Origin of the sequence: Thermococcus sp. (genome assembly GCF_015521605.1) — an archaeon.
Lineage (GTDB): Archaea > Methanobacteriota_B > Thermococci > Thermococcales > Thermococcaceae > Thermococcus.
In genome coordinates this window covers 1-23,645 of record NZ_WANV01000004.1, presented here as the reverse complement: position 1 = coordinate 23,645, position 23,645 = coordinate 1, and the positions used below count along the sequence as shown (strand labels likewise).

24 protein-coding genes are annotated in these 23,645 nt (G+C 55.1%); 16 read left to right on the top strand and 8 right to left on the bottom strand.

Going from position 1 to position 23,645, the window contains the following annotated elements; all coding sequences use genetic code 11:
* The first annotated feature begins 17 nt into the window (after positions 1 to 17).
* From F7C11_RS00805 to F7C11_RS00790, 4 genes are all read left to right on the top strand, one after another.
* Positions 18 to 548 (top strand): GNAT family N-acetyltransferase, encoded by a 531-nt coding sequence (locus F7C11_RS00805; RefSeq protein WP_297089996.1) that lies wholly within the window; start codon positions 18 to 20, stop codon positions 546 to 548.
* Between the two features lie 57 nt (positions 549 to 605).
* The gene (gene tiaS / locus F7C11_RS00800; RefSeq protein WP_297089994.1) at positions 606 to 1,880 is read left to right on the top strand and encodes a tRNA(Ile2) 2-agmatinylcytidine synthetase TiaS; all 1,275 of its coding nucleotides are present in this window, start codon (positions 606 to 608) and stop codon (positions 1,878 to 1,880) included.
* 58 nt (positions 1,881 to 1,938) lie between these two features.
* A complete protein-coding gene (locus F7C11_RS00795; RefSeq protein WP_297089992.1) occupies positions 1,939 to 2,352 on the top strand; it encodes a nucleotidyltransferase domain-containing protein in 414 nt (137 codons plus the stop codon).
* Between the two features lie 91 nt (positions 2,353 to 2,443).
* Complete coding sequence (locus tag F7C11_RS00790; protein ID WP_297089990.1) at positions 2,444 to 2,656, top strand: HepT-like ribonuclease domain-containing protein; 213 nt, start codon at positions 2,444 to 2,446, stop codon at positions 2,654 to 2,656.
* A gap of 69 nt (positions 2,657 to 2,725) precedes the next feature.
* On the opposite strand, the gene F7C11_RS00785 is transcribed toward F7C11_RS00790, so the two are convergent.
* Positions 2,726 to 3,898: an ATP-binding protein gene (locus F7C11_RS00785; protein WP_297089988.1), complete on the bottom strand. Its 1,173-nt coding sequence runs from the start codon at positions 3,896 to 3,898 to the stop codon at positions 2,726 to 2,728.
* 177 nt (positions 3,899 to 4,075) lie between these two features.
* On the opposite strand from F7C11_RS00785, the gene F7C11_RS00780 reads away from it, so the two are divergent.
* Both F7C11_RS00780 and F7C11_RS00775 read left to right on the top strand, forming a co-directional pair.
* A complete protein-coding gene (locus tag F7C11_RS00780; protein ID WP_297089986.1) occupies positions 4,076 to 4,435 on the top strand; it encodes a hypothetical protein in 360 nt (119 codons plus the stop codon).
* Positions 4,375 to 5,079, top strand: coding sequence for a hypothetical protein (locus F7C11_RS00775; RefSeq protein WP_297089984.1), 705 nt, complete (start codon positions 4,375 to 4,377; stop codon positions 5,077 to 5,079). Before F7C11_RS00780 ends, F7C11_RS00775 begins: the two co-directional genes overlap by 61 nt.
* 733 nt (positions 5,080 to 5,812) lie before the next feature.
* Here F7C11_RS00775 and F7C11_RS00770 read toward each other — a convergent pair.
* Positions 5,813 to 6,823 (bottom strand): deoxyhypusine synthase, encoded by a 1,011-nt coding sequence (locus tag F7C11_RS00770; protein WP_297089982.1) that lies wholly within the window; start codon positions 6,821 to 6,823, stop codon positions 5,813 to 5,815.
* Between the two features lie 74 nt (positions 6,824 to 6,897).
* Between F7C11_RS00770 and F7C11_RS00765 the strand changes: the two genes are divergently transcribed.
* Genes F7C11_RS00765 through F7C11_RS00750 form a run of 4 tightly spaced genes read left to right on the top strand, consistent with a single transcriptional unit; the run spans position 6,898 to position 10,097 of the window.
* Entirely contained in the window at positions 6,898 to 7,704 is an 807-nt protein-coding gene (locus F7C11_RS00765) for an SDR family oxidoreductase (RefSeq protein WP_297089981.1), read from the top strand.
* A gap of 23 nt (positions 7,705 to 7,727) precedes the next feature.
* Positions 7,728 to 8,360 carry an isochorismatase family protein gene (locus F7C11_RS00760; protein ID WP_297089979.1) on the top strand — a complete coding sequence of 211 codons (633 nt, stop codon included), beginning with the start codon at positions 7,728 to 7,730 and terminating at the stop codon, positions 8,358 to 8,360.
* Positions 8,342 to 9,166 carry an NAD(P)/FAD-dependent oxidoreductase gene (locus F7C11_RS00755; protein ID WP_297089977.1) on the top strand — a complete coding sequence of 275 codons (825 nt, stop codon included), beginning with the start codon at positions 8,342 to 8,344 and terminating at the stop codon, positions 9,164 to 9,166. The genes F7C11_RS00760 and F7C11_RS00755 overlap by 19 nt, the downstream gene beginning before the upstream one ends.
* Positions 9,150 to 10,097 (top strand): radical SAM protein, encoded by a 948-nt coding sequence (locus F7C11_RS00750; RefSeq protein WP_297089975.1) that lies wholly within the window; start codon positions 9,150 to 9,152, stop codon positions 10,095 to 10,097. The genes F7C11_RS00755 and F7C11_RS00750 overlap by 17 nt, the downstream gene beginning before the upstream one ends.
* A gap of 41 nt (positions 10,098 to 10,138) precedes the next feature.
* Here the strand turns inward: F7C11_RS00750 and F7C11_RS00745 are convergent, their stop codons facing one another.
* From F7C11_RS00745 to thsB, 3 genes are all read right to left on the bottom strand, one after another.
* Positions 10,139 to 11,281 carry an amidohydrolase gene (locus tag F7C11_RS00745; RefSeq protein WP_297090052.1) on the bottom strand — a complete coding sequence of 381 codons (1,143 nt, stop codon included), beginning with the start codon at positions 11,279 to 11,281 and terminating at the stop codon, positions 10,139 to 10,141.
* 135 nt (positions 11,282 to 11,416) lie between these two features.
* On the bottom strand, positions 11,417 to 12,289 hold the full coding sequence (locus tag F7C11_RS00740; RefSeq protein WP_297089973.1) for a zinc metalloprotease HtpX: 873 nt from the start codon (positions 12,287 to 12,289) through the stop codon (positions 11,417 to 11,419).
* An 81-nt stretch (positions 12,290 to 12,370) separates the two neighbouring features.
* Positions 12,371 to 14,035: a thermosome subunit beta gene (gene thsB, locus F7C11_RS00735; RefSeq protein ID WP_297089972.1), complete on the bottom strand. Its 1,665-nt coding sequence runs from the start codon at positions 14,033 to 14,035 to the stop codon at positions 12,371 to 12,373.
* Between the two features lie 176 nt (positions 14,036 to 14,211).
* Between thsB and F7C11_RS00730 the strand changes: the two genes are divergently transcribed.
* Together F7C11_RS00730 and F7C11_RS00725 are read left to right on the top strand one after the other, a co-directional pair.
* On the top strand, positions 14,212 to 14,523 hold the full coding sequence (locus F7C11_RS00730; RefSeq protein WP_297090051.1) for a hypothetical protein: 312 nt from the start codon (positions 14,212 to 14,214) through the stop codon (positions 14,521 to 14,523).
* Between the two features lie 4 nt (positions 14,524 to 14,527).
* Entirely contained in the window at positions 14,528 to 15,196 is a 669-nt protein-coding gene (locus F7C11_RS00725; protein ID WP_297089970.1) for a Kae1-associated kinase Bud32, read from the top strand.
* Between the two features lie 76 nt (positions 15,197 to 15,272).
* On the opposite strand, the gene F7C11_RS00720 is transcribed toward F7C11_RS00725, so the two are convergent.
* Positions 15,273 to 17,003 carry an endonuclease MutS2 gene (locus F7C11_RS00720; protein WP_297089968.1) on the bottom strand — a complete coding sequence of 577 codons (1,731 nt, stop codon included), beginning with the start codon at positions 17,001 to 17,003 and terminating at the stop codon, positions 15,273 to 15,275.
* A gap of 100 nt (positions 17,004 to 17,103) precedes the next feature.
* On the opposite strand from F7C11_RS00720, the gene F7C11_RS00715 reads away from it, so the two are divergent.
* Positions 17,104 to 17,619 (top strand): hypothetical protein, encoded by a 516-nt coding sequence (locus F7C11_RS00715; protein WP_297089967.1) that lies wholly within the window; start codon positions 17,104 to 17,106, stop codon positions 17,617 to 17,619.
* Here the strand turns inward: F7C11_RS00715 and moaC are convergent.
* A complete protein-coding gene (moaC, locus tag F7C11_RS00710; protein ID WP_297089966.1) occupies positions 17,604 to 18,083 on the bottom strand; it encodes a cyclic pyranopterin monophosphate synthase MoaC in 480 nt (159 codons plus the stop codon). The two genes, F7C11_RS00715 and moaC, sit on opposite strands and share 16 nt — an antisense overlap.
* A gap of 95 nt (positions 18,084 to 18,178) precedes the next feature.
* Here moaC and F7C11_RS00705 point away from each other — a divergent pair, with 95 nt between their 5' ends.
* From F7C11_RS00705 to F7C11_RS00695, 3 genes are read left to right on the top strand one after another with little or no spacing between them, the layout of a single operon-like run.
* Positions 18,179 to 19,108, top strand: a complete 930-nt coding sequence (locus F7C11_RS00705) for an ABC transporter ATP-binding protein (protein WP_297089964.1) — start codon at positions 18,179 to 18,181, stop codon at positions 19,106 to 19,108.
* Positions 19,105 to 21,231 carry an NEW3 domain-containing protein gene (locus F7C11_RS00700; RefSeq protein WP_297089962.1) on the top strand — a complete coding sequence of 709 codons (2,127 nt, stop codon included), beginning with the start codon at positions 19,105 to 19,107 and terminating at the stop codon, positions 21,229 to 21,231. The genes F7C11_RS00705 and F7C11_RS00700 overlap by 4 nt, the downstream gene beginning before the upstream one ends.
* Positions 21,201 to 22,154 (top strand): ABC transporter permease, encoded by a 954-nt coding sequence (locus F7C11_RS00695; protein WP_297089960.1) that lies wholly within the window; start codon positions 21,201 to 21,203, stop codon positions 22,152 to 22,154. The genes F7C11_RS00700 and F7C11_RS00695 overlap by 31 nt, the downstream gene beginning before the upstream one ends.
* Positions 22,155 to 22,198: 44 nt before the next feature.
* Here F7C11_RS00695 and F7C11_RS00690 read toward each other — a convergent pair.
* The coding region (locus F7C11_RS00690; RefSeq protein ID WP_297089958.1) for an RtcB family protein at positions 22,199 to 23,645 on the bottom strand (1,447 nt) is incomplete at its 5' end.

The following is a 23,645-nucleotide window of genomic DNA, read 5'->3' as shown; positions in this document are numbered from 1 at the left end:
AAAGTTAAGGTGTTTGCATGAGGCCGATAATTCTCAAGGGCAACCTCGTTTCCCTGGGCGTTCTCCTCAGGGAGGACTTGAAGCACGTCTGGGTCTGGTACAACGACAGGGAAGTTAGAAGGTACCTGTCGTATCCGGAGGAAGTGTTCTTCTACGAGGACGAGCTCGAATGGTACGAGGCTCTGAGGCGGGAAAAGAAGCACGAAAAGGTCTTCGCAATAATAGAGAACTCCTCGCGCTCCCCCGTTGGGCTCGTCGGCCTACACAAGATAGACCATCACAACGGCAGGGCGGAGCTCGGCTACTTCTTGGCCCGGGAGTACTGGGGTCACGGATATGCCAGCGAAGCCGTAAAGCTCGCCCTCGATTACGCCTTCGAGTGGCTCAACCTCAGGAAGGTTTACGCCCACGTCTTCGAGACCAACGCCCCCTCCATACGGGTCCTGGAAAAGAACGGCTTCAAACTCGCCGGCCGCTGGAGGAAGCACCAGTACGTCCCCGGGGAAGGCTTCGTTGACGTGCTCCTGTACGAGAAGTTCAGGGGGTAGTGGCCACACTGACGGGGCTCCGGTTGATTTTTAAACCCCCTCCCTTTTCTCTCAACGATGAGGCTTCACATCGGGATCGACGACACGGATTCGCCCAACGGCATGTGCACCACCTACCTTGGCGCGCTACTCTACCGCGAGCTTTCCCGCTTAGCGGAGCCCATTGACCTTCCCCGCCTGATCAGGCTCAACCCGAACATTCCATACAAAACCCGCGGCAACGGAGCGGTCGCGATGGCCTTCGAGGCCGATGAGGGAACCATCCCGGAAATCAAAGACCTCGTCCTCTCCCATGTGGGCCAGCTTTCCGACTTCACCCACGAGAACACCAACCCCGGCGTTGCCTTCCTTGAGGGAGACGTCCCAGGAGAGCTCCGCGAGTTCTCGCTGAAGGCCCTGAGGGAGCACGTTACGATCAATGAAGCGGAGAGGGTCGCTAGAGAGGTTGGGGCAGAGTACTTCAAGTTCAAGCTCGGCAGAGGAATAATCGGTGCGCTCGCGGCCATCGGCTACCCGCTGGAGAGGTTCACCTACGAGCTTCTGGCCTACCGCGAGCCGGAGAACTGGGGAACATCGAGGAGAGTTAATGGGGAGAGCGTCTTTTTAGCTGACAGCTGGGCCTATCCCTTCAGCTACGACAACGTTGACCCCTACAAGCGGACGGTTCTCATAACGCCACACGGAAAGGACCCCGTCTTAGTGGGAATCCGGGGGATTGACAGGGGAAAAGTCGTTCAGGTCTTCGAGCGCGTTGAGTTCCTTGAGCCGGTCGCCTTCTACCAGCTCTACAAGACTAACCAGAACACCGACGACCATTTAGTTCCAAAGAAAATTGGCGAGCTCAGGCTCTACGACAGTGTCGTCGTGAGGGGAAAGGTAGCCCGCCCTTACTGGGAGCGCGGAAGGCACGTATTCTTCGAGCTTGAGGACGATACCGGGAGGATTAGGGTTGCGGCCTTTGAACCAACCAAGAAGTTCAGGAACTGGGTCAGAAAGCTTCTGCCCGGCGATGAGATTATAGCCGCCGGTGGGGTGAAGGAGCACGAGGGCGTTCTAACGCTCAACCTTGAGAAGTTCTATCCGGTCAAGCTCGTTCCCAAAATCGAGTTCAAAAAGCCGAAATGTCCCAGATGCGGAGGAACGATGAAGAGCAAAGGGGATTACCTCAAGTGCAAGCGCTGTGGCCATAAGATGCCGAAGAAGCTGGTTCCGGTTGAAGTGCCCAGGGACTTAGAGAAAAAAATCTACGAGGTCCCTCCCGATGCCAGAAAGCACCTGTCGAGGCCGTTGGTTCTGCCGGGCGGGGAGGACAAGCTGTTGGAGCTTTTGTGATTGCATGATAAACCAAAAATCCTTTATGCAATCCCGCCAAAACTCCTTTGGTGGTAGCGTGTCCATCATAGAGCAGCTCCGCAGGGACTTCGAGCCCTTCAGATATGACTGCATGGGGATACTCCTCTACGGCTCATACGCTAAAGGAGAGGCAACAAAGCGGAGCGACGTTGATATTTGCCTGGTGAAGCCAAAACTGGGGACTTACGAGAGGGTTCTTGAAAAGCTCGGTGGAAAGTACGACGTGAAGGTCTTCGAGGAACTTCCGCTCTACGTTCAGATCGAGGTCATCAGAAACCACAGGGTAGTCTACGGTGACGAGCTTGAGCTTTCCGAGTACTTTTACCGGTTCAGAAAGCTCTGGAAAGACATGGAGCACCGTGTTAAGGAGAATCAGTTCAAGAGCGTGAGGGAGAAAGTAAAGCTCAGGAGGCGTGCCCGTGAGAAGGCAAAGGTACTTGGAAAAGCTTGAGAAGTTTTAGGAGGAGTACGAGTTCATAAAGGGCCACGAGATAAAGGACGATGTCACGCTCAGGGCTCTCCTGTATTCGCTCCAGGTGTGCGTGGACGTTGCCATGGACATTGTGGCCATGCTGACGAAGAACCTAGGCATAACGGTCGAGGACGACTACACGAACATAGCGAAGCTTGAGGAAAAGGGGGTCCTCAGTGAGGGTGAAGTATCTCTCCTGAGGGCTTACAACGGTCTGAGAAACGCCATAGTCCATAAATACAATAAAATAAACTCAACCTACATTCTATCAAAGAAGGCCTGAGGAGGATAGACGAGCTGTATGAAGTGGTTTTGAAGCTCGTGGAAGCGTATGAGAAGCTTGAGGGCTGACTCAATACACCAGCCCAAATAGGAACAGCGGGACTCTTCCCTTTCCGGTGACAAGACCATCGAGCGCTATGTAGTCCGGTTTCTGGTATCTCCCCTTCGATTCACCGCCTACCTCGATAATCCATTCGCCAATCCTGAAGTCAGCGGTTTTCTCACCCCTCTTCCCTTTGAGGTAGCAGAGGCCCAAGTTCCGCAGGTGGTTCACGAAGAACTCCTCCCTTAAGGCGCCTTTGTGGGTTTCAAAGCCCTTTCTGGCAAAGAACTCCCTCAGGGGAACGGTGAGGTACAGTTTAGGCTCCTTTCTAGTACTGCCACAGGGGTTGACTGCAATCAGGAGGCCGGCCTTTGAGAGGTCCTCCACGAGCCTTATGGCCATGTTCTTGGAGACCTCAAGAGCTCTGGCTATCCGCGAGTAATTGGCCTCGAAGGGGGCTGACTTGGCGACGATGTAGAGGAGCTTGAACGCGTCTGTTTCATATTTGACGCTGACCTCCCGCAGGGCGGAGAGGTCTTCGAGGATAACTTTCCTTATCGAGTTGTCGAGGGCTTCGTAAAAACCGCTCTTCGGATACAGTACACCGCCTTCACGCATGTACTCCCTCCAGAGTGGATGGAGTTCAGCGTACATCTCTGTCAGGTCAAACGCTTTGGAAAGGACTTCTTCCAGTGAATACCTTGGAACGTCGAAGCCCCTCTTTATGTTGAGCCACTCCCTGAAGGAAGCTGGTGGAAGTTCCTTGAGGACGACCCTTCTTGAGAGATCTGCTCCAGAATGGACTAAATCTATTGCTGATGAGCCTGAGAAGAAGACCCTAACCTCATGCTCGTCATAGAGGGTCTTTAAGTCCTCTGCCCAGCCAGCTTTCCGGTGGATCTCATCAATGAAAACGTTCCTGTATCCAATCCCCGCGAGAGACTTAACCACCTCGTAGAGGGAGAAGGGTTTTATGAGGGTCGAATCGGCCGAAAAGTAAACGCTCCTTTCGGTCTCATTTGCCAGCTGGAGCAGAAGGACCGTTTTGCCGACACCGCGAATACCCTTAACGCCGACGTAGTATTCCTCATCAATGGCTTTAAGCTCGTCGAAGAGAAAGCGCTTTTTTGGGAACTTCCTCGCCCACGCCCTCACCCGTCGGCTCGTGGCGATGAGTGAAGTGAGTATCCTCTCGTCCATGTTTTGGAGTTGAACCTCTATATTTATAAACCTTATCCTCGTATGAGGACGATATGCACGCATATCGTTCAGAAAAAAGGACGAAATGCGAATCTCAAAACAGGATCGTAGAAGAGGAGTTTGTAGGCTCTGCAGGAATTCGAAAGGCTTATCTCTCTCAAAGGAGAAGTTTAGAGGGTGGTGGCGTTGGCCCTCTTGCCTCTTGCCGGGATGTTCATATTTGGAGGGAAGAAAGAAAAGAAAAAGAAAAAAAGCTATGAGGAAATTCTGAAGGAAGCAGAAGAACGGTTTGGAGTACCTGCGGACACAGTAAAAGAACTTGCTCACATATACGTATTCAACGCAGGGCTCCCGAGGCTGGCGCGCCACGCACATCCGGAAAAAGATCTGGACCACGTCATGAAGATAACGGGCTCCGTGGATCGAGGGAATGATATATATCCTCAATCCTGGACGCAAAGTGGCACGAAAAAGCGATGGAAGTTAAGGATCCGCGAGCAGTCAAGTTCGTCCTTCTTCACCCATTTATTGCGCTGATATTATCCCACCACAGCGCTGCGGAAACGAGCACAATAGGAAAGGCGGTTAGCGATGCACTGAACGTGTTCTACGGACAAATGGGAAAGACGTATGAGGATGCGAAGAAAGAGCCAGACAAGTTGATAGATTACATCATCACAATGGCAAAATTTAATCACGTCCCGATAGTAGAGGAGAAACTAAGAGAGCAGCTGAAGCAGGGTCTTCCAAAGGCGTTTAAAATCGTGGACAAACTTCTCCCCGACAATAGCAAAGAACACGCAATGCTGCTCCAAGATGCATTGGATTATGATGTGAAGGATCCGTTAGTGCTTCTCAAACAAGCAGGCATCGACATCGAGCCGGAACTTGAGGAATTTAGAGAGTTCTTGGCGGAGATCAGCGGGAAGAAACCAACAAAAGGGAAAGCGAAAACCCAGCACACACCTGTTTCGGCAGAGCTCATCGCCGTAGCAAAGGCCCTCGAATACTCCGGCTTCTCAACCGGTGCCCTCAAGAGGGCCGAGGAAGATCTTCTCAAACGCCTTGACGCGCTCCTCGAAGATCCGGAGAGTAATGCCATCGAAATAGCCTACACAGCCAAACTCCTGAGACTTATCCAGAGGGGCGAGGTTGATAGGATAAAGGAGTTCTCTAGGTGATGCCGTAGAGGAACTCCGGAACCTCGAGCATTCCAAATCCTAACGTTCCGCGGATAGCGCCCCCTCTCTTTTCGGACTTGACCTCGACCCTCGGAATCCCGTGTTTTCTGCAGGTGGCGAGAATCGTTGCATCGCTTGGTAGATGGCCTTACATCCAGGCAACTTCCTTTATTATTTTTCGTCGGGACGATATTAATTCCAGCATCTTCAATGAGGCCCAGGACCATAGAAAACGCCGTTTCAATCAGCTTTGGGCCATCGGAAGTCTTGAGGAACCGCTTCACATCGTATATATTGGAGATTCCATGTTTCTCTCTGGCGAGCTTTCTGAAGGAGACATAAACCGCTTCGTTGATTGAAACTGGAGAGATTACTAGCTCGTCTTCCGAAGTCAGTATGTTGCTCGCCCTTGGAGTTAACGGGTGTCGTGAAAAGAAAGTTGTAGATAATGTTTGCGTCAATATATGTCCTCAAAGCCCTCAGCCTCCAGAGCGTAGGCGTTGAGCTTCTCAACGGAAGCCTTTCCGAGTATTCCCATGTACTTCTCAACCGGGAGTTTCTTGCGTTTCTTCTTCGACTTTAATTCAAGGTAAATCCGTAGAGCCTCAAGCTCAAGCTCCCTCTCTCAATTATCTTCTTGGTCTCCTCGCTGACCTTCCCCGGCAACTTCACGCGGAAAGTTACTTCCTCCATACTCCCACCGCTCTTAGTTTGGAGCTTATGGGATATAACACTAACCCCGCATCACCTTCCACACCAGCAGCGGGAAGACGAGGGTAGCATCTGCCCATATCTCCACGTAATCGGCTTTTGCCCTTATCTTGCCCCAGCTGACGCCCTCGCTCGGCGGTGCACCGCTCAGCGAGCCGTCCCAGGGTATGGCGGTGGTAACGTAGATTGCGTAGTCCGTCCCTCCTCTGAAGAGGTTGGCGTTGATTATTGCATGTTTTGGCAGCGAGCCACCGAGGATTATCGAGGCGGTCTCCTTTGCCGTAACGGCCAGGTTGTTGAGCTTCACTATGTCGTTGGCGATGTCTATGACGAGCTCCCTGTCCCCGCGCTCCTCCTTGAAGAAGTAGAGCATGTCGCCGATCGAGCCATCTGTGATAGCCGGGCAGAATATCGGCACGTTCCGCTTGTAGGCCCAGTAGATGATTGAGCGCTCCTTCTCCTTCCCGAGCTTCTCGTCCATGTATCTGCCAAGCTCGTAGATGAACTCGCTGGCCGTGAGCGGCTTGCCCCTCTCGCGCTCCATCTCAAGAACCCGCTCGAAGAAGGGAATCATGTACTTCTCGAATTCAATATACCTGTCGTTGGGCACGAATATGTTTCCTATCCTGTTGATGCCCTTCTCGCGCATTTCTGCATCGTTCACCTGCCAGTCACCGAGGACGAAGGGCTTGAGGGCCTTTATGAAGTCCTCCTCGATTCCCCCGGCTGTCGTTACTATAACGTCCACCTTACCCTCCTTAACGAGCCACGCGATCAGCTCGCGCAGGCCGGAGGAGACTATGTTCGAGGTGTAGCCGAGGAAAACGCGGACCTCTTTTCCCTCGGCGCGCTTCTCCTCGACCTTACGCCAGATCTCTATTGCTTTTCCCAGGTGCGTCGCCTGAAAGCCTATGCGCTCGTAATAGTCGAGAACCTCTTCAAGACTACTGACCCCATCCAGCCACGGCCCCTCTATCGGGGTTCCCTCAACCTCCTCGCTCTCCTTAAGGACGATGTCTTTCGGCTCGGTCATGGTCTTCGCTTGGAGTGGGGACGTATAAAGTTTTGGCCGGGAAGGTTTTTATCCTTCTGAGACAACCCGCGTTTATGAGCGTGAAAATTGACCTCGATGGGCTTGGGGTCATCGTCACCGCGTCATCGAGGGGAATAGGCTTCAACGTTGCAAGGGAGCTGTTGAGGAGGAACGCGAAGGTGGTCATAAGCTCGCACAACCGGAAGAACCTCCAGAAGGCCAGAGAAGAACTGGCCGAGTTCGGTGAAGTCCACGCGGTCAGGGCAGACCTCCACGATCGCAGGGACCTCGACAACCTCATCAAGATAGGCTGGGAACTCCTGGGGGACGTTGACGCCCTCGTCTGGAATGCTCCCAACGTCTCCTGCGAGCCGTGTTTAGTCCATGAAGCCAGCTACAGTGACTGGCTTGAGGCAGCGAGACTTCACTCGGCAGCCCCCGGCTATCTCACAACGCTCCTCATCAGGAGATGGCTTGAAAGTGGAAAGAAAGGCGTTCTCGTTTACCTCAACTCCGTCTCGATAAAGGAGCCGATGCCGCCGCTGGCTCTGGCGGACGTTATGAGGGCCGGCCTTGTCCAGCTGGCGAAGAGCGTTTCGAGAACCTACGGAAAGCGCGGGATAAGGGCCTACTCCGTCCTCCTCGGCAGCTTTGACACACCTGGAGCGAGGGAAAACCTTAGGGCCGTCGCCGAGGCGAGAGGCGAGCCCTTCGAGGAGACATGGGGGCGGGAGGTGCTCGGAAGAACGCCCCTCCACAGGACGGGGAGATGGAACGAACTCGGCTCACTTGTGGCCTTCCTCCTCAGCGAGGAGGCTGAATACATGCTCGGCTCCACCGTCGTCATAGACGGCGCGATGACGAGGGGGATAGACATTTAAGCCCATTCTCCCTTTTTCAGACCATGAAGGAGGACTACCTTACAGAGGAGTTCATAGCGGAAATGAGGAGCCGCTATTTCCGAGAGAGGAAGTGGAGAAAGATAGAACCCTTCAGAAAATCCGCCGTCCTCGCGATAGACCTACAAAAGTACTTCCTCAGCCCGGAGAGCAGGGCGTTTCTGCCCTCCGTGCCGCGTTTCGTTCCCAGGCTTGTGAAGTTCTATTCCAGGGTGCGGGAGCTCAACGTGCCGATAATCTTCACGAGGCATTATCACGCGGGCGGGACAATGGCCCGCTGGTGGGGCGGCGATATGCCAAAGGACGACCTGCTGAACGACCTTTTGGACGAGTTCAAACCCTTTGCAGAGACGGTAATCGAGAAGAGCACCTACGACGCCTTCTATGGCACAGAGCTTGAGGGAATGCTCGGGAAGCTTGGCGTCGAAACGGTCGTCGTAACCGGCGTCATGACCCACCTCTGCTGCGAGACAACCGCCAGGGAGGCCTTCGTGAGGGGATTCAACGTCGTCTTTCCCGTTGACGGAACGCTGACCCAGAACAGGCTTTTCCACGAGGCGACGCTTAGAAACCTCTCTCACGGCTTCGCGGTTACGCCGCTCCTCTCGGAGGTGTTGGAATGGCTCTTGTCGGGATAATCGGGGCTGGGATTGGGGGCATAGCGACGGCCGTCCAGCTGGCGCGCTACGGGATAGAGAGTGTAATCTTCGAGCGCGACAGGATAGGGGGACTCATAAGAAACGCCTACTCCGTCGAGAACACGATGTTCTTCCCGGACGGAATCAATGGCGAGAAGGTCGTTGAAATCCTTGAGGAGTACGTGAGGAAGTACGGCCTGAGAATCGTTTATGAAGAAGTCAGGGCCGTTAAGAAGAACGGCGGGCTCTTCGAGGTGGAAACGGCGAGAAGAACTTACCGCTTTAAGTACCTCGTGGTCGCGACGGGAACGAGGCCAAGAAAGCTCCCCTTCGATGGGATAATCTACCACGTCGCCAAAGTTCCGAGGAGGCACTACAAACGGGTTCTCATCATAGGCGGCGGCGATGTTGCCTTCGACTACGCCTTAACCATGAGCGAGCTTAGCGATGAAGTGATAGTCCTCATGAGGAGCGAGCCCAAAGCTCTTCCCTACCTGCAGGAACTCGTGAAGAAGCGCCCGAACGTCAGAACGCTGATGGGACAGATTCGGGAAATAAGGCCTATAAACGGGAAGCAAAAGCTTTTAGCCAAGACAAGCGTCGGCGACTTTGAGGTTGAGCTGGTGCTCGGTGCCATCGGCAGGGTGCCGAACGTCGAGCTCGTGAGTGGCATCGAGGACGATAACCTTTTCCTGGTTGGAGACGTTAAGAACGGAATCTACCGCCAGACGGCCCTGGCGATAGCGGACGGAATCAAAACCGCGATGGTGATATGGAGGAGGGAGAGGTATGGAGATACTGAGTGAGGTTGGTGACCCCAACGTTGCGGTCGTTTACATAGGGAAGACTTCGAAGGGGAACATCGTCGAGTTCGTCGAATCGATCCCGACCCACAACCCGGCAGAGAAGTGGGTGCTCATAGTTTCATCGCTCAACGGCTGTCCGGTCGGCTGCAAGATGTGCGACGCCGGCTTCTTCTACAAGGGGAAGCTGAGCGTGGACGAGCTGATGGAGCAGATAGAGTACCCGATTCAGAAACGCTGGGGTGGGAAGCCGAAAACCAGGAAGTTCAAGGTGCAGTTCGCGAGGATGGGCGAGCCGAGCTTCAACATGGCTGTGGTAGAGGCGATGCGCCTCCTTGGCGAGCGCTACGGGAACTTCCACCCGTCTCTCTCGACGATAGCCCCGATAGGGACCGATAAGTTCTTCGATGCTCTCCTTGAACTCAAGAAGGAGATGTTCCCGACCAACTTCCAGCTCCAGTTCTCGATACACTCCACGAACCCCGCTCAAAGGGACGAGATAATCCCGGTCAGGAAGTGGGACTTCGAGAGGATAGCCGAGTACGGAAAGGCCTTCTACGACGAGGGGGGCAAGAAGATTACGCTCAACTTCGCCTTAGCACAGGAGAACGAGGCGGACGCGAGCGTTATAGCCGAGTACTTCCCGAGGGAGTACTTCCTCATCAAGATAACGCCCCTCAACCCGACGGTGAGCGTGCTGAAGAATAAGCTCACCAACGACGTTGACCTTGAGACGGGCCTTCCGATGAAGCACAAACGCTTTGTTGACGACCTCAGGAGGCTCGGCTACGACGTCATCATATCCGTCGGCGACACAAGGGAGAACCTCATCGGCTCGAACTGCGGCCAGTACATTCTCAGGTTCCTGAAGGAGAGGCCAGAACTGAGGGAAGCGTACACCTTCGCGAGGGGGTTTGAGTTCAGGGTAAGCTGAAGGCTTTTCTTCTCCCCCATTCATAAATAGAAAAAGAAGGCTCACCAGTCGGCCTCGTGAATCAGCTCGCCCTCCGCGAAGACGTGCGTCGGGTAGTTCTCAAGGCCGAAGGGGTCGCCGTTCCAGACGACCAGCGAGGCCCACTTGCCTCTCTCGATGCTTCCGAGCCTGTCGTCAACGCCGAGTATCTTCGCGTTGTTGTGAGTTATGACCTTTATCGCCTCCGCCTTGCTCATGCCGAGCCTTATGAAGTGCCTGAGCTGGAGGTAGAGGTTCGCCTGGAGCGTGACCGGGTGGTCGCTCATGAGTCCGAAGAGGGGCTTGACCTCAAGTAGATACTTCGCGTTCTTCCAGTCCTCGTGCTTCAGCTCGACCTTGTAGGGGTGCGCATCGAATGGGCCGTAGACCACTGGGACTCCCTCGGCCTTGATCTTCTCGAAGGTCTCCCTGCTGTGCACGTCACCGGCGTGCTCGATCGTGATTTTTAGACCGAACTTCCTCTTTATCATGAGGAGCGCCGCTATGTCGTCCTCCTTGTGGACGTGGACGCGGAGCGGGATCTCGCCCTTGAGGACGGGGATTAAGGCCTCAACCGTAGGCTCGACCTCCTCCGGCTCCTTCTTACCCTTCTCGATGAGGGCTATCGTCTTCTGCGTTTTGATCAGCCAGTTGAGGAGAATACCTACCGCGCCCATCCTTGTGCTCGGTCTGGTTCCCTTCCACTCCTTCGTCGAGCGCGGGTTGTAGCCGAAGGCCGCTTTAACTCCCGCATACTGGATGAAGGCATCCTCTATGTCCCTGCCGTAGTTCCTTATGAAGACGGCCTTTCCTCCTATGATGTTTCCGCTTCCCGGAAGGACAGAGGAGTACAGCACGCCGAACTCTATCGAGTGCCTGAAGGCCTTGTCGTCCATGTAAATTGAGTAAAGGGCATCGACGAGTGGAAGAACAGCATCCATCTGCTCGTTGGCTTCGCCCTCCTGGTAGGGTTCACCGTAGCGGTCCATTCCTATGTGGCTGTGGCCGTCTATGAAGGCCGGCGTTACAACGCCCTCGGCTATTATCTCAGCTTCCTTTGGCTTGTCCTTCGTCACATCAACGATGTTTCCATCAAAGACGATGTAGACGTCCCTCAAAACGTTCCCCAGACCGTCATAGAGAAGGGTGGCTTTAACCGCCTTCATGGTCGTCACCGCTTAAGAGTCCGCCCGAACGTTTAAATGCCTGTTGATAACACAATTGCAGAATTAAATAATTATAGAATTCCAGAACCCCTCTACACCCCCTGTGAAGACAAGATAAACAGAATGTAGGGGGTCTCAGAAGTAAATTCCCATCTCCTCGGCTATTTTCCTGAGGCGCTCTATCCTGGCCTCGGTCGGCGGGTGGGTCGAGAACAGGCTGGCTATGCTGGCTCCCCTGAAGGGGTTGACGATGAACATGTGCGCCGTTGCCGGGTTGCCGTTGCGCATCGGCCTGTACCTGACGGCCTGCTCGATCTTCATCAGCGCGCTGGCCAGAGCATGCGGCTTGCCACTAATTTTCGCTCCACCCTCGTCAGCGAGGAACTCCCTGGAGCGGCTCACCGCGGCCTGTATGAGAATCGCCGCTATCGGAGCAAGGACAGCTATGAGGATCGCGGCGAGGATGTTGCCGGCGTTGTCCTCGTCCCTGCCAAAGCCGCCAAAGATCGCTATCCAGCGGGCCCAGTATGCGAGCTGGATTATCGCCCCGGCCATTGCCGCCGCTATCGTGCCGATGAGCATGTCCCTGTTCTTTATGTGTGTCAGTTCGTGGCCTATGACACCCTCAAGCTCGTCCCTGTTGAGGAGCTTGAGAAGTCCGGTGGTTACTGCAACAACGGCGTGATTCGGATCTCTCCCGGTGGCAAAGGCGTTCGGTGTCTCACTCGGGATTATAGCAACCTTCGGCATCGGCAAGCCGGCGTTTTCAGCGAGCTTTCTAACTACCGCATAAAGTTCCGGAGCCTCAAACTCATCCACTATCCTCGCGCGGTACCAGCCCAGCACTATTTTATCGCTGTACCAGTAGGTGATGAAATTAAACGCCATGGCAAACAGGAACATCAAGAAGGCCACATTGGGACCTCCGAAGACGTAGCCGATGGCCATCAGCAGACCCGTCAGTATGGCCATCAACAGGCCGGTTCTCAACCACATCAGCAGTCCCATTTTTTCACCCCCGAAGGGTTAAAATAACAATTTGATATTAAAATCTTTTGGTGCTAAATGAAAAGGGGTAGAAGAGGGGCATCACATGCCCATGTCCATGCCGCCCATTCCACCCATACCGCCCATACCGCCTGGCATTCCTCCGCCCTGGCCGCCCTCGGGCTTGCTTATCTTGGCAGCGATGACGTCGTCGATCCTGAGGATCATTATGGCGGCCTCGCTGGCGCTCTTGATGGCCTGCTTCTTGACGCGGAGCGGCTCGATGATACCCTTGGCGAGCATGTCGGCCGGCTCGCCCTCGAAGACGTCGATGCCTATGGCAACGCCCTTGTTCTTGTGCTCGCTTATGACCTTGACGAGCATCTCGACGGTGTCGAGACCGGCGTTCTCAGCGAGGGTCTTCGGGATTATCTTGAGGGCATCGGCGAAGTTCTCTATCGCGAGGGCCTCTTTGCCGCCGACCTGCTTGGCGTACTCATCGAGCTTGATGCTGAGCTCTATCTCACCGGCACCTCCGGCCGGAAGGACGTAGCCGTCCTCCATGACGTCCTTGACGACCTTGATGGCATCTTCCAGAGCGCGCTCAACCTCGTCGATGACGTGCTCGGTGCCGCCGCGGATGAGTATGGTGACGGCCTTCGGGTTCTTGCAGCCCTCAACGAAGATCATGCTCTCGCCGGCGATCTTGCGCTCCTCAACAAGGTCGGCGTGGCCGAGATCATCGCTGGTGAGATCCTTAACGTTGGTGACGATCTTGGCTCCGGTAGCCTTGGCGAGCTTCTCCATGTCGCTCTTCTTGACGCGCCTGACGGCGAGGATACCGTACTTGGCCAGGTAGTGCTGGGCGAGGTCGTCGATACCCTTCTGGACGAAGAGAACGTTCGCACCGGTGGCAGCGATCTGGTCGACCATCTCGCGGAGCATCTTCTCCTCCTGCTCAAGGAAGCTCATGAGCTGGTCCGGGCTGGTGATGTTTATCTTTGCATCGGTCTCGGTCTTTTTGACCTCCAATGCCTCGTTTATGAGCGCTATCTTGGCGTTCTCGACCTTGGTGGGCATCCTCGGGTGAACGCGCTCTTTGTCGATGACGACTCCCCTTATGAGCTCGCTCTCCTCGACGCTCTCTCCGGCCTTCTTTTCTATCTTGATGTTGTCGATGTCGACAACGTACTTTCCGTTCTTCTTCTCGGCGACCTGCTTGACGGCCTCAACGGCGAGCCTCGCGAAGAGCTCCTTGTGGCTCTCGGCGTTCTTGCCGGTGATTGAGGTCATGGCTATCTTCATGAGGGTCTCCTCGTCGTCCGGGGTGACCTCTATGGCGATCTCCTGAAGTATCTCCTGAGCCTTCTCGGCGGCCATGGTGTAGCCCTTGACGATGATGCTCGGGTGGATGTTCTGGTCGAGGAGCTCCTCAGCCTTCCTGAGGAGTTCACCAGCGATAACAACGGCAGTGGTAGTTCCATCGCCAGCCTCCTTATCCTGAGTCTTGGCAACCTCAACCATCATCTTAGCAGCAGGGTGCTGGAGGTCGATCCTGTCAAGAATCGTGGCGCCATCGTTTGTGACAACGACGTCACCAAGGCTGTCGACGAGCATCTTGTCCATTCCCTTCGGGCCGAGGGTGGTCCTCACCGTCTCGGCGATAATCCTAGCAGCCAGAATGTTGAGCCTCTGGGCGTCCCTTCCAACGTACCTCTGAGTCCCCTCGGGCAGAATAACAACCGGCTGTCCGCTAAGCTGTGCCATTTGACATTCCTCCTATCAGATTCCTTTTTGCAGAAACGCTTCGTCAGTACTGCATATAAAGCTTTGGGTCAAAAATTTCAAAAAACAACATTATTTTTGAAAAAATGACAAAAAGTCTTGCGACAGGTGGGGGAAAGGGCTAAAACCTTGAGGGGCGATAGACCCATGTGAAAGCGATGAGTCCGGTGACCTATCCCATAACCCCGGAAAAAGCCAGGGACATCTTCGACGCTATAGCCCTCTACGGCATCGTGAGTGTGGACGTTGAAAACGCCGCTTCCATCCTCGATGACATGCTTGAGTCAGACAACGAAAAGCTCCGCTATGCGCGCAGGATTCTGGACAACGGAAAGATTGATAAGGCCGTTTTGGTCCTTCGAGGAGATGAGGGAGTTTTCATCATAAAGATGGAGAACGTCGTGGAGATACGGGTCACAGTTCGGAACTACTCACGGCTGATCGAGGAGTTCGCACTTAGCCAGGGGTGATTTCATGGAGCTGATAAAACAGGGAGCGGAGGCGAAGATATACCTCACCGAATTCAAAGAATACTTTGGTGCGGATCTCCTTCCGGGCGAGAGGGTAATCGTTAAGCACAGGATTCCAAAGCGCTACCGGATAAGGGAGATAGACGAACGGTTGAGAAAGGAGAGAACGGTTAGAGAGGCAAGGGTTCTCCACCGGGCAAAGGAGTTCGGTGTGAACTGTCCCTATGTCTACGAGGTTGATATGAGGGAGATGAAGATAGCCATGGAGTTCATAGACGGTGAACGCCTGAAGGAGCTTCTGGAGAAGCTGCCGATGGATGAGAGGCTTTCCCTCTGCAGGGAGATTGGAAGGCAGATTGGACGGCTCCACGAAGCGGGCATAGTCCACGGCGACCTGACCACCAGCAACATGATACTCAGAGGCGGGAAGGTCTACCTGATAGACTTCGGCCTGGCAGACTTCGACTCAACGCTCGAAGCAAGGGGCGTTGACCTACACCTCCTCAAGCGTGCCATGGAGAGCACCCACTACACCTGGTTTGAGAGGGGCTTTGAAGCCGTTTTAGAAGGCTACGCTGAAATACGCGGGGAGAAGGCCAGAGATGAAATCGAGGAGAAGATGGGAGAGATCGAAAGCAGAGGGAGGTACAGGGAACGGAGCTGGGTGGGGTAAGACCCAGCAGCCGACCGAAAAGAAAGGGTGACTTCAGAACGATACGCATCCCGTGACCGCACCGGGACACCGCGGATCATTCCTGCCTGAAGGCCCTCAGAACCCTCTCGAAGATTTCCCTCTCCTTTCCGCGTTTCTTTCTTGCAAGGCTTTCAACGATGAGCTCCGGCGTGCTCCTGCCGAGCTTTCCGAAGACCGGCTGCCGGTCAACTATGAGGTTGAGCTTCTCGTCCAGGCCTTTGGCCTCTATCCCATCCACCCGGGCAAAGGGGAGTTCCTTCCTGAGGTCATCTCCCAGGTGTGACACTATGACAACGTAAAAGCCCTTTTCGTGGGCTATCTTCAAAAGTTCGCCAATTATTTTGACAGCCGCACCGGGCTCGGTTATGGCCTCGAACTCGTCTATAAGGATGAGCTTTCTGCCCCCTCCCCTGAGGGCCCTGACGAAGGAGCGCAGGGCCGTCTCAAATGCACCTGCCCCGTAGGCGCTCCTCTTTCTCCTGAAAAAGAACAGCTCGTTGAGAGGCTCAACCCAGGCCTTTTCCGCAGGGACGGGAAACCCCATGTGAGCCAGGACGGTTATCTGTGTCATCAGCTCTAGGAGGCTGGTCTTTCCACCGCTGTTTGCGCCCGTGAGGATGACCACTCTCTCACCGCGTATACCGCCAGCCCCAGGGACTGAAAATCCTCCGGGCGTTTTTCCGACGGCATAGCTAACCGGCTGTGGGTTTTCTATGAAGAGGTGCCGTCCGTTGAGGAACGCCATTCCGCCCTTCCAAAGCTCTGGGAGGGAGAAGCCTTCGGTGAAGTCCTTCACCGCCAGCAGGAAGTCAAGCTCGTGAACCCTGCCGAGCTCTTCCTTGAGCCCGGGGAGGAGGGGCATAATTTTTTCAAGTACTTCCCTGCTCGTGAGGTACAGCTCGACCTTGAGTTCCCTTTCTAACTCCTCCCTTAGTAGCTGCACTCTCTCCGGAGGAACCGTCACCGGGTACAGTTCCTCCCGGGAGAAGAGCTCGACGGTGATACCGAGCTTTTCAGTCAGATCCTTCTCGGCCTCGTTTATTAAATCCAGTATCTCACCCTCAACCTCGCCGAAGTGCCTGAATATGGCCTCATAGTTCCCGGCCCTGAGCTCCCCGAGGAAGTCCAGCAGTTCTTTTCCGCTCAGCGTCAGTCTGAACGTCTCAAGCTTCTCGGATATCCTCCCGTTAAGCTCGCGCTCTTTCTCCGCAACCAGCTCCTCCAGGCCGTCAAGGAGCTTCCGCTTTTCCATAACCTCTTCGAGTTCATTCAGCCCACGGAGGATCTCCGAGGCAACACTCCCTTTTCCGGTCAGCTCGCCGATCTTAGCCAGAGCTTCAAGCGTTCCCCGGTTCTCCCACAGAGGCATGATGTATAGCTCCGGGGCGATCTGGGAGGGCGTTAGTTCCACGTCAATCCCGTAGCCAACGGTGCTTAGCACCAGGGGATAGCCCTCGCTATCCTCCAAACTCGTGGAGACCTCGCAGAGCCCCATGCTCCGGGCCCTTTCCAGCTCGCTTTCGTCGACTATGAGAATCCGGTCGTGGAGATAATCGCGGCGGAATTTTATCGGCTTAACCTTGGCAATCTGTTCCCTCAGCTCGGGGCGGATTTGGGGAAGGTTTTCACGGAAATACCCCTGCCTGCGGAGAATCTCCTTCTCCTCCGATGTTGGCTCAAACCTGTCAAGAAGGGAAGAGCTCCCAGGAAGGACTAACCGCCTCTTTATCTCCTCCCGGATTGAGCGGTATATCGCTTTAGCCTCGGGGTTCAGCTTGAGCGTCATCACTAAAGGAATGTTGCCGGGACTAAAAAAGTTACCTGAAACCTAGAAACGGCAAATTTTATAAGTTCCAGGAGTAAAACCAAAACAATAGCTCCGGGTGATGTGGATGATAGTAGAGAGGCTTCTCAGTCCGAGCCACCGCATCAGAATCCTCGATATGAACAAGTTCAAGCCGGAGGACGTAGTGGAGGTGCTCCGCAGGAAGGGTGCCCACGTCTCAGAATTTCAGAAAGACATCGACGTCGAACTCGCCATAGAGTCGTTCATAGCCTCAAGCTACGGCCCCTACGTTTACGTCCTGAAGTTCCCAAAGGGCAAACTTTTCCTCGCGAGACATACTGTCTGGGTGTCTGAAAAGAACTGGCCAAAGCCCACAAAGTACATTGCCCGTGATGAAAACGGGCTCAAACGCCTCCTCCTCAGGGAAATTTCGAAAAAATCAATGATCCTAACAGAGATACCTTCCATAATCATCTGGGGGGCCGTGTGGTGGCTCGTCTGGAGCTACTTCGAGGAATATCCACTCGGAACGTTCCTGCTGTTCTTTCTCGGCTTTCTCCTGAACGACCTGGCGAAAGCGTTCGAGTACTTTGTCCTCGGCTACTGCAGGGAGTGATCCTCCTTCACCTTTTCCACCACGCGAATACCCTCTATCCTCGTGAACGGGTACTGGCCGCTCTCGTCCTTCTCAACGGCCTTGACCATGTCCCATATTGTCAGCAGGGCAACGGCGACACCGGTTAGTGCCTCCATCTCAACCCCCGTCTTGTAATGGGCGCGAACCTCGCAGGTCGCCTCTATGTAATCCTCGCCAAGCTCGAAGGATATGTCCACGCCCGTGAGCGGTATCGGGTGGCAGAGTGGGATCAGCTCCGGCGTTTTCTTTACCGCCAGGATGCCCGCTATCTGAGCGGTGGCCAAGACGTTGCCCTTCTTCGTCTTTCCGGACTTTATCAGCCCTATCGTTTCCGGCCTGAGCCTTATTCTGCCCCTTGCTACGGCCTTCCTGAAAACTTCCCTCTTGTGGCCCACTTCGACCATCTTGACGCCCCTTTCATCGACGTGCGTGAGCTCCTTCATATGCCTCCCCCAAGCTTATTGGTTTCTTCCTTTAAAACACTGTCCGTAATCCTTTTAAGTTATGGCTTCATTACCATCGATGGAGGTGGTAGTTCATGCCATCATCCGCCATACTCATCCAGAACCTCACCAAGTCGTACGGAACCCTGAAGGCCGTCAACTCCCTGAACCTGGAGGTAAAGGAGGGCGAGGTCTTCGGGTTCCTCGGGCCAAACGGTGCCGGAAAAACAACGACAATCCTGAGCATGCTGAACCTCATCATCCCCGACAGCGGAAGGATTGAGATTCTGGGCATGGACATCTCAAGAGAACCCCTGAAGATAAAGGAGAGAATCGGCTACCTTCCGGAAAATGCTACTGTATACGGTGAGCTGACAGCATGGAAGAACCTTGAGTTCTTCGCCAATTTCTACCGTATGTCCAACGCAGAGAAAGAGAAGCGCATCGAAGAACTCCTGAAGATGGTCGGCCTATGGGAAGTCCGCTACCGGAAGGCCAAAACCTTCTCCAAGGGCATGAAGCAGAGACTCCTCATAGCCCAGACGTTCATAAACGACCCCGAGCTGCTCATCCTCGACGAGCCGACCAGTGGCCTTGATCCCGAGGGTGCCCACCTCGTCAAGAGACTGATAAGGGAAGCCCGGTCGGAGGGAAGGACGGTGTTCTTCTCGTCGCACATACTCAGCGAGGTCGAAGAGCTCAGTGACAGGGTCGGGATAATCGTGAGGGGAAACCTTCGGGCCGTGGGGACTATAGGAGAAATAAAGAAGCAGTTCATGGAGCTTGAGGGCTACGAAATAAAGGTGGAGACCAAGGAACCTCTGCCGGTTATTGAGCACCCTGAGATAACGAGGATTGAGCTGATCACGCCGAATCAGGCCATAATATTCGCCCGCGCCGACATCAGGGAGGAGCTGTCAAGGGCTCTCTCCGAAGGGGGTCTCACGATTCTGAGGCTCGATATCGAGGAACCCAGCCTCGAAGACGTTTTCCTCAAAACAGTTTACGGGAGGGATGGGGAGTGAGGAAGCTTTTCGGAATTCTCCTTTCGCTTGTCCTCCTGTCGTCGCTCGTTGCCGCTCAGCCGTACGTGACGGTGTTTGAGGGCAGGATCACCACGGGGCAGACCCTTGCCGTGGGCAACTACACTATAACCGTTGTCCAGGCCGCCGATGGGAGCCACTACCTGATGCTGAGGAACGGGAGCAGAATACTGGAGCTGAAGCCATTCGCCTTCGGAACGGAGATAGAGAGGGACGGTCTCAAAATTCTCCTCGGGAGCTATACCCCACAGGGTGGTTTTGTTGTCGTATCGGTGAAGCCAGACTTCATAACCTCCCTCAAGCCGGAGGTCGGTGCGAAGGCCTCCTTTAATGGCAACGTCGTCGAGGTGACGGCGGTCGGTAACAAGACCGTTGACGTCTCGGTGAACGGCGTTGCGAGAACGCTGGAGGTCAATGGAAGCGCGGTAGTTGATCTGATAGCCCTTGAGTACGACGGGAAGGAGATAAAGGTGTATGCCGCAAGCCCCGTCTCCGAAACCCTCAGTCTGAATTACGTGGTCTTCTACCCCTACGGAAAGATAAGGGTCTCCGGACCGGTTGACATCCCGATAACGATAACGAGCTCCTCCAACTCCGAGATGAGCTTGAACCTCACGGTTATATCAATGCCCAAGGGCTGGAAGGCAAGCTTTCTGTACGGTGGTGTCGAGGTCGAGGAGATAACCCTCCCACCGATGGGCTCGGTTACGGTCACCCTTCACGTCGAGGCAACGGGAAGTGGAACCGTCAAGTTCTCAGTCGGGAGCTTACCGGGAAGCATTGAGATAGAGGCCAGAGGGGTTGAGGTCTCAATTCCATACCTCGCACTCGATGTTGAGGCCGGCCAGGTTCTTACTATTCCCGTAACGTTCACCGGAAGCGGAACCGTCGATTTTGAACCCAAGGACATTCCGGCCGGCTGGAACATGTACCTGACCACCGGGGAGTACCGGCTCAGGAGCTTCACCGTTTCGGGAACCTTAGCGGCAAGCCTCGTCATCGAGGTTCCACGGAACGCCACCCTCGGGAACCACAGGCTGAGCTTCATCGTAAACGGGAGGGAATACGGTCTGGTGATCAACATATACAAGACCTACCTCGGAGAGCCTGCAAAGCTGACCGTGATTCTAACCGACGAGAGCGGAAACCCCGTGAAAGGATGGGTGAGCGTAGGGGGGAGGAACGTCACGACCTCTCCGACCGGTGCCGCGGCCTTGGAACTTCCCTCCGGGAAGTACAAACTCGTCGCCGGCGCACCCGGGGCGGTTCCCAAGGAGGAAACTATCGAGCTGGGTGACGGGGAGGAGAAGAGCATTCAGATAACCCTGAGCAGGGCGCCATACTACTTCGAGGCGGAGCTCCAGAACGATGCCCTCACAGTGCAGGCCGGGGGAAGTGCCAGCACCGAGGTGAGAATAACCAACCTGGGCTCCAACGAAGACGAGTACAGGATAACCCTGGAGGGGCTCGAACCCGGATGGAGCTACGTGATCAGCCAAGATCCCAGCGGCGCCACTCCTGTGGGGACGATAAAGGTCGGCCCCGGAGAGAGCACAAGCGCCTACCTCGTGGTTATAGCGCCATTCAACGTTGTGTCTGGAGGCATAAATGCCAGGGTCATCATTGAGGGGAAGAGAACAAAGGTCGAAAAAACCCTGACCGTCAGGGTCGAGAACCCCGCAAGCTTAACCCTCAACTCGGACTATCCAAGCCTCACGGTAAAAGCCGGGGGCTCGACGGCCACCAACATATGGGTGGACGCCGCCGGAACTGTCACGAACGTTAAGTTCTCGGTTCAAGCACCAGCCGGGTGGGACGTTGAGGTCGTGCCGGATACAATCCCGCGGCTCGGAGTCATGGAAAGGGGAAACGTCCAGGTGTATCCCGGGCCCACCACCGTCGAGCTCCGGATCAAGGTTCCAAAATCCGCACCTGCCGGAACGTACACGATAACGGTAACGGCCGCTGGCGACCAGGCTAAGGCGGAGACGGTAATAACCGTCAGAGTAACGCAGAGTTCCAGCAGTGCCTATCTCGGAATACTGCTCCTCGTGGCGGTCTTCGGCATCGTGATATGGCTGATGAGGAGGGTCGGAAGAAGATGAACCCGGCCTGGAACATAGCCCTCAAGGAACTCTACACCTCGGTGAAGAGCAAGAGGTTCATAGTCATCATGGGTCTCTACCTTCTCATTTTTGCCCTCGCAGTTTACGGCATCAAGGACTATCTGATCCGCATGGGAACGCCTAGGGTGGAAAACAACGAGCTCTATCTCTGGGGATCCGTCGGGGAGGTCTACATGACGCCGCTTGCGGGGCTTTTCATGATAAACATGATGATAATAACCATCATAGGAGCGGTCTTGGGTGCGGCCCTGGGTGCAGATGCGATAAACAGGGAGGTCGAAACGGGAACGGCTAAAGTTCTCCTCGGACATCCGGTTTACAGGGACGAGGTCATCAACGGCAAGTTCCTCGGTATGGGGTTGCTGATTGTACTCACAAACCTCGTTGTCTACGTCGCCATAGCGGCAGTGATGCTGGTACTGGGCATTCCACTGGACGGAGATTCACTTTTCAGGGCCTTCCTGGCCATCATCGCCACGATACTCTACACCCTGACGTTCCTCTCAATCGGCGTGCTCTTCTCGACCCTCTTCAAGAAACCCGAGACGTCTATGCTCGCCGCGGTCGGCCTGGCCATCTTCCTCACGGTCTTCTACGGCATAGTGGTCGGCATAGCCGCACCGAGGCTTGCGGGCCCAGAACCGCCGTGGGGGACTGGCGCCCATGACGTCTGGCAGGAAACGGTAAATACTTGGATGGCAAGGCTGCACTTCCTCAACCCAGCTCACCACTACGTCCAGCTAGTTCAGTACATATTTGGTGGGGACAGGTTCCTCAACTACTACATCCCCCTGAGCGACTCGTTCACCTACGGCTTCAACAACCTGGCCATGCTCCTCGTGATGCTGTTCCTCCCCTTCGCAATAGCCTACGCCAAATTCATGACCAGCGACATCAGCTGACATCCTTTTTATCTTATTGAGAAAGACAAAGAAGAAAGCAGAAATCAGCCCTTCGCAACTCCCATCGGACGCATCCTGGCCACGAGGTTCGCTATGCCAGCCCGGTGGACGACGTTTACGACGTTGTCAACGCTCTTGTAGGCGCCAGGGGCTTCCTCGGCAACGACCCTGAGCGACGCCGCGCGGATGTAGATGCCCTGCCTTGCGAGCTCGTTCTTGAGCCTGTCGCCGCGGTACTGTCTCGTTGCGGCCTTCCTGCTGAGCAGCCTTCCGGCACCGTGGCAGGTCGAACCGAACGTCTCTTTCATCGAGCCCTCTGCGCCCGCTAAGACGTAGCTAGCGGTTCCCATCGAACCGGGGATCAAAACCGGCTGTCCGACGTCACGATACGCTTTGGGCACGTCTGGGTGCCCTGGGGGGAAGGCCCTCGTGGCTCCCTTCCTGTGGACGACAACCGTGACCTTCCTTCCGTCGACGACGTGTTCCTCGACCTTCGCTATGTTGTGGGCGACGTCGTAAACAATGTGCATCTCCATGTCCTCGGCCTTCCTCTTGAAGACCTCTTCAAAGCTCTCCCTGACCCAGTGGGTTATCATCTGCCTGTTGGCCCAGGCGAAGTTGGCAGCTGCCTTCATCGCGCTGAAGTAGCGCTGCCCCTCCTCGGTCTGGAACGGGACGCTGACCAGCTCCCTGTCCGGCCAGGGGACGCCGTACTTCCTGTTGGCCTTCTCCATTATCCTGAGGTAGTCGCTCGCAACCTGGTGGCCGAGACCCCTCGAACCGGTGTGGACCATGACAACGACCTGCCCCTCGAAGAGGCCGTACGCTTCCGCTATCTTCTCGTCAAAGACCTTGTCAACGACCTGAACCTCAAGGAAGTGGTTTCCCGAGCCGAGGGAACCGAGCTGGGGAGCACCCCTCTGCTTCGCCTTCTGGCTGACCGCACCGGGATTAGCCCCCTCCATCCTTCCGCCCTCTTCGAGGTGCTCAAGGTCCTCCTTCCAGCCGTAGCCGTTGTCAACGGCCCACTTGGCACCGTCCGCTAAGACGTCGTCAAGCTGACTCCAGTGGAGTCTCACCCTTCCCTTGCTTCCCAGTCCCGATGGCACGTTCCTGAAGAGGGTGTCAACGAGCTCCTTGATGCGGGGCCTTACCTCCTTCTCGGTGAGGTTCGTCCTTATGAGGCGGACGCCGCAGTTGTGGACGACGACGCCGTTGGCTATGAAGTTGTGGGCCTCGTGATAGACTCCGATGTCGTAGAATTTGGTGTAGCTTGGCTTAATCCGCTCAACCTTTACGACCCTCTCGGCGACGAAGCCGCCTTCGTAGCCCCTCTCCTTCGCGAACTCCTCGAAGGTCGGGAAGTCCTTTGGAACCCTTGGCTCTCTGTAGCCTTCGTAGATGCTCCTCTCGACGAAGCGCCTGTTAACAATGCCCTTAACCGCTTCGTGGGCCTTCTTTACGCTCCCGGTTCTCTCGTAGATTTCCCTT

What these genes read in the sequence shown, in the direction of transcription:
- F7C11_RS00805 (WP_297089996.1), top strand. Translation starts at nt 18, where the DNA reads ATGAGGCCGATAATTCTCAAGGGCAACCTCGTTTCCCTGGGCGTTCTC.
- tiaS (WP_297089994.1), top strand. Translation starts at nt 606, where the DNA reads ATGAGGCTTCACATCGGGATCGACGACACGGATTCGCCCAACGGCATG.
- F7C11_RS00785 (WP_297089988.1), bottom strand. Translation starts at nt 3,898, where the DNA reads ATGGACGAGAGGATACTCACTTCACTCATCGCCACGAGCCGACGGGTG.
- F7C11_RS00775 (WP_297089984.1), top strand. Translation starts at nt 4,375, where the DNA reads ATGGAAGTTAAGGATCCGCGAGCAGTCAAGTTCGTCCTTCTTCACCCA.
- F7C11_RS00770 (WP_297089982.1), bottom strand. Translation starts at nt 6,823, where the DNA reads ATGACCGAGCCGAAAGACATCGTCCTTAAGGAGAGCGAGGAGGTTGAG.
- F7C11_RS00765 (WP_297089981.1), top strand. Translation starts at nt 6,898, where the DNA reads ATGAGCGTGAAAATTGACCTCGATGGGCTTGGGGTCATCGTCACCGCG.
- F7C11_RS00760 (WP_297089979.1), top strand. Translation starts at nt 7,728, where the DNA reads ATGAAGGAGGACTACCTTACAGAGGAGTTCATAGCGGAAATGAGGAGC.
- F7C11_RS00755 (WP_297089977.1), top strand. Translation starts at nt 8,342, where the DNA reads ATGGCTCTTGTCGGGATAATCGGGGCTGGGATTGGGGGCATAGCGACG.
- F7C11_RS00750 (WP_297089975.1), top strand. Translation starts at nt 9,150, where the DNA reads ATGGAGATACTGAGTGAGGTTGGTGACCCCAACGTTGCGGTCGTTTAC.
- F7C11_RS00745 (WP_297090052.1), bottom strand. Translation starts at nt 11,281, where the DNA reads ATGAAGGCGGTTAAAGCCACCCTTCTCTATGACGGTCTGGGGAACGTT.
- F7C11_RS00740 (WP_297089973.1), bottom strand. Translation starts at nt 12,289, where the DNA reads ATGGGACTGCTGATGTGGTTGAGAACCGGCCTGTTGATGGCCATACTG.
- thsB (WP_297089972.1), bottom strand. Translation starts at nt 14,035, where the DNA reads ATGGCACAGCTTAGCGGACAGCCGGTTGTTATTCTGCCCGAGGGGACT.
- F7C11_RS00730 (WP_297090051.1), top strand. Translation starts at nt 14,212, where the DNA reads ATGAGTCCGGTGACCTATCCCATAACCCCGGAAAAAGCCAGGGACATC.
- F7C11_RS00725 (WP_297089970.1), top strand. Translation starts at nt 14,528, where the DNA reads ATGGAGCTGATAAAACAGGGAGCGGAGGCGAAGATATACCTCACCGAA.
- F7C11_RS00720 (WP_297089968.1), bottom strand. Translation starts at nt 17,003, where the DNA reads ATGACGCTCAAGCTGAACCCCGAGGCTAAAGCGATATACCGCTCAATC.
- F7C11_RS00715 (WP_297089967.1), top strand. Translation starts at nt 17,104, where the DNA reads ATGTGGATGATAGTAGAGAGGCTTCTCAGTCCGAGCCACCGCATCAGA.
- moaC (WP_297089966.1), bottom strand. Translation starts at nt 18,083, where the DNA reads ATGAAGGAGCTCACGCACGTCGATGAAAGGGGCGTCAAGATGGTCGAA.
- F7C11_RS00705 (WP_297089964.1), top strand. Translation starts at nt 18,179, where the DNA reads ATGCCATCATCCGCCATACTCATCCAGAACCTCACCAAGTCGTACGGA.
- F7C11_RS00695 (WP_297089960.1), top strand. Translation starts at nt 21,201, where the DNA reads ATGGCTGATGAGGAGGGTCGGAAGAAGATGAACCCGGCCTGGAACATA.